Consider the following 4,626-nt stretch of genomic DNA (forward strand, 5'->3'; position numbering starts at 1 on the left):
TGAAATATCAATGATATTTAATATTAAAAATTGGACTAAAAAAATAAAATCTACGACATAATCTTAAAAATGTCGATTTTTCAACAAAAAAACGCTGTACGAATTTATCAACAAAATTATTGAAAAACATACACGGCAATTTATTTTATTTGGAAGTAGACTAGTAGGTTTTCGCAAACGAAACGAGAGTGAATATATATTTAAAATGGGAAAATTTGCGGATTTGCGACTAATTTGCAATAGTGTTACAATAAGAAAATGTAAAAAAATAATATATCTAACTAAAATACTCTACAATCAAAAACCTTTTTGTTTAGAAAAATTACGATTGGAAAATATAAAAGGTTGCGACGCACATGGTCTTATGTGTATTGTGCCGTCGTTTAATTCAAAAAAATTTTGTAGATATTTTTCGATGAAATGAAATTAGATTTAAAAAAATAAGGGGGAAAAATGAAGAAAAAGAAATTAATCGTTGCAGCATTGTCGCTTCCGATAGTTCTTGGCGGACAACAGGTTTTTGCTGACAAAGACACAACATCGAATATAGTAGATGAGCCTACAAAAATAGAGCAAAAAGTTGCCATCGATAGTTCAACGAGGGCTGTCGTTTCAGCTGAGCAAAATTCATCGGTGAAGTCAGCCGATGATGACGCACGAGTATCAGAACAATCAACACAACCAACACAACCGACGAGTACAAAATCACCACAAAAGTCCAACGCTGAATTGAAAGTCGAAACGTTGAGGGTGCACGTGAATGATTCCGTTGACCCAACTACTGCAATCAAAAATCTCCCACAAAACGCAAAAGCTGTGTACGAGGGAGAAAAAATCGACACGAGTAAGCCAGGAGTTCAAACGGTTTTTGTTACAATCAAATTCGCAGATGCTAAATTCCACGATGAAAAAGTTGCGGTGAAAGTCGTTGTCGAAGAAAAAAACGAATCTGCCAACAGCAATTCCGTTGAAAAACCACAAAACAGGTCAGCGCTTGATGCCGATGGACAAACTGAAAATTCGGGTCTGGAGATATCGGACGTGAAAATAGACAAGGCTGTGACTTCGGGACTTACAATGAAACAACCTGTCAATGTAACGTTGGAATTTACGGGCATTAATGGTGGTGACTTTGATATGAGTTTATTGCCCGACACTTTCGACGTTGCCGTGCAATTTTCTAAAACGTCAAATCAAAGAGTCTACAAAAAAACTATTACGATTAAAAAAAGTGACATAGTAGGCAATAAAGTAACAGTTTCAGCAAATGTAGAAATTCCGGTAAATTTAGGGCATGGGAATTGGGGCGCTATTATAGATAACACTCCAAAGACATTGGTAGAAGGTGGCACTAGTACGCCAAATGCAGATTCATCAATATCACTTAACTTTGATAAAGTATATATGCAGATTGCAAACCCCGAAATTAAAGTAAAAGTAGTCAACCCTTATGGCGTGGAGACAACTAGAACAGATGGTGGAACGATTAATGGTAAGTTGACAGTAGCCAGTGGAACTGAAGATGAATTTGATTTGAATTTCGAAATCAACAAAGACAGCAACTCCGCAGATGTTAGCAGTGATGAAAATTTGGGCAGTGACCACGATGTTACGGAATTAAACACACCTGGTAATCCAGTATTAACAGTTGATAAGGTTGAAAATGGGGAAATAAAACTAGACAATACAACCTACAAAATACAATCTGAATACAACTTGAAAACTGGTGGTCTAATCACGCTGACAACAACGCCAGACATCCTCCACCCAAAAGAAGGACAAATAACACCAGATGGTTATGCAAGAGTAACATTCAAAAAAGGTGAAGGCGTTGAATTTACAGAAAAAGTTATAGATATTAAAAAAGGAATCAAACTCCCTGATGGGGAATTTCCAAAATTAACACTAAAAGATGGATATAGAGATGCAAAATGGTCACTAGCATCAGGTAGCATAATAAGTGAAGATACAACAATCAAAGGCTCAGCCACAGAAAATGACAACGAAACAACACTAACAGTGACACCAAAAACACAAACAAAAGTAGAAGGCAAAACCGGAACAACAATAGATACAATCATAGTAGAAACAAACAAAAAAGACGCAACAATAACAGTAGACAATGGACTAAGCTACGACAAAACAACAGGAAAAATCACAGGAAGCCTAGCAAAACAAAAATGGGGAGAAGCTGAAGAACAAAAAGACGTCACAATAACAGTCACTCTAACAAGAGGCGAAGGCGACAAAAAAGAAACCCTAACAGACACAGCAAAAGTAACAGTCCAAAGAGACACCGACGGAGACGGCAAACCAGACAAAACTGATGATGACGATGACAACGACGGCATTCCAGATGATGAGGACACAAATCCAAAAGAAAGAGATGGCCTGGATGCAACGGTAACATCGCCATCAGTAGAAAATGGAAAAGCAGTAGCCGCAAACACAAATGTAGTGACACCAAACAAACCAAACACAACAATCACATCAGAAACAAAAGATGGATTAAGCGTAGACACAAATGGAAACCTAACAGGAACACCAAACGTAACATTTGGCGAAGGTGAAACAAGCAAAGAAGTTACAATCAAAGTAACAATCAAATCAAAAAGAACAGGTGCCACAGGAGAAGACGGCAACCCAACAGACGAAACAATTACAAAAGACGTAAAAGTAACAGTCACAAAGGGCAAAGTAAACGACACAACAAAACCTTCAACAGAAATATACCAAGTAGTATTTAATGCAAATGGTGGTACACCAACAACTCAAACAGCTAATGTCAAAGACGGCGAAAAAGTAACAGGCGTACAAGTACCTACTAGAGAAGGATACAAGTTTGTCAAATGGGTAGTGCTTGGAACGGACAAGACATTTAATCTAAATTCTAACTTCAGCAAAAGCATAATTACTGATGGTAGCAAGAGTATAATGATTGTGGCTGTTTGGGAAAAAGTTGATGACAAGACTTATGCCGACAAGATTACTCCGACTATTCCTGAAAAAACTGGCGTTAAAGAACCTAAGAAATTAACCGATAAAGAAAAAGAGAAAGTTAAGCACAAGATTGAAAAAATCAACGAGGATAAATTCCCTGAAGGAACAAAAGTAGACGTTGATGACAAGGGCAATGCGACAATAACATATCCAGATAAATCAAAGGATACAATCCCTGCAGAAGACCTTGTATTCAAATACAAACACGGAGAAGCAGCAACTGAAGAAAAACCCGAACTTAAGATTGCTGATATCATCGACCCAACTATTCCTGAAAAAACTGATGTAGCTGACAAAGACAAGCTTACTGATGACGAAAAGCAGGAAGTCAAGGGCAAGATTGAAAAAGTCAACGAGGATAAATTCCCTGAAGGAACAAAAGTAAAGCTTGATGACAAGGGCAATGCGACAATAACATATCCGGATAATTCAGAAGATAAAATTCCGGCTGACAAATTGGTGAATGAAAAACCTAAGAGCGATGGTGGAACAACGCCAACAACACCAACAACGCCAACAACACCATCAACGCCAACAACGCCATCAAAACCATCAACACCATCATCCGACCACGACGGCGACAAACCATCAGATGACCACAAACCATCTGACAATGATGGCGACCATGACGGAGGCAAACCTTCTGAAGGAACTATCGCGGACAAGGTAGACCCAACAGTTCCGGAAAAGACCGAGGTAAAAAATCCTTCTAATTTAACCGAAGATGAAAAATCGAAAGTTAAAGAGAAGATTGAAGATGCCAACAAGGACAAATTCCCACGAGGAACTAAGGTCGATATCGGAAACGACGCAACGGCTACTATCACTTATCCAGATAATTCCAGGGACACTATCAAAGGCAGTGATTTGGTTGTAGCGAAGGTCGATGGCAACAAGCAAAAAATCAACAGACAACTAAGACTTGTCTACAGGGAAGTTAGCGTCGCTGAAGGCTCTGTTGTTAAGATGAAACCTGTATTCGTAAATCAAGATGGAAAAGTGGTTGAAACACCAGTTGGAACGAGATTTTCGTTGGTAAGGATGCCAAATGTAAATGCAACGATTGATTCCAACACGGGGCTCATCACGGTCGACACTAAAGGCTACAAATATGGCGACAGAATAAATTTGACAGTTGTGGCAAAAATAAACGGAAGTTCGACTGAGATTTTTGCTTTGTACACAGACCCTGTGACGGGCAAAACTTACTATCCGGACAAGCTCACGACAATTACCAAAGACGGAGCTATATTGGTAGCGGATGCTGTGATTAATATTGTCAGACCACAATCTCAAAATAGCGGCAAACAATCCAATAAATTGCCAAAAGCAGGGGTTGAAACCGAAGCGTTGTCGATGGCGATTGCAGCATTGTCGACAATTGGTGGATTGTACTTGTCAAAGAAAAGAAAATAATAAAATTAATTCCAAAATTTTGCGAAATTAATCGAGCTTTAAATACCCAATCGTGTGTTGGGTATTTTTTGTTAAAAAAATGTTTGACGAGGCGAAATAGCGAAACGAATATTTCTGTTAGAAAATTTTTACAAAAAAATATTTAAAAAATTGTGTGAATTTGTTAAATAAAAAATAAAAAAATAAAAAAATATTGTGAAATTATTTTTA

Annotated in this window: 1 protein-coding gene; it reads left to right on the top strand. The window is 37.8% G+C overall.

What is annotated here, in order from left to right; translation table 11 throughout:
* Positions 1-453 precede the first annotated feature (453 nt).
* Positions 454-4,416 carry an InlB B-repeat-containing protein gene (locus Q0X02_RS07720; protein ID WP_297813975.1) on the top strand — a complete coding sequence of 1,321 codons (3,963 nt, stop codon included), beginning with the start codon at positions 454-456 and terminating at the stop codon, positions 4,414-4,416.
* The last annotated feature ends 210 nt before the right edge of the window (positions 4,417-4,626 follow it).

The organism is uncultured Finegoldia sp. (assembly GCF_947252345.1).
Lineage (GTDB): Bacteria > Bacillota > Clostridia > Tissierellales > Peptoniphilaceae > Finegoldia.

What these genes read in the sequence shown, in the direction of transcription:
- Q0X02_RS07720 (WP_297813975.1), top strand. Translation starts at nt 454, where the DNA reads ATGAAGAAAAAGAAATTAATCGTTGCAGCATTGTCGCTTCCGATAGTT.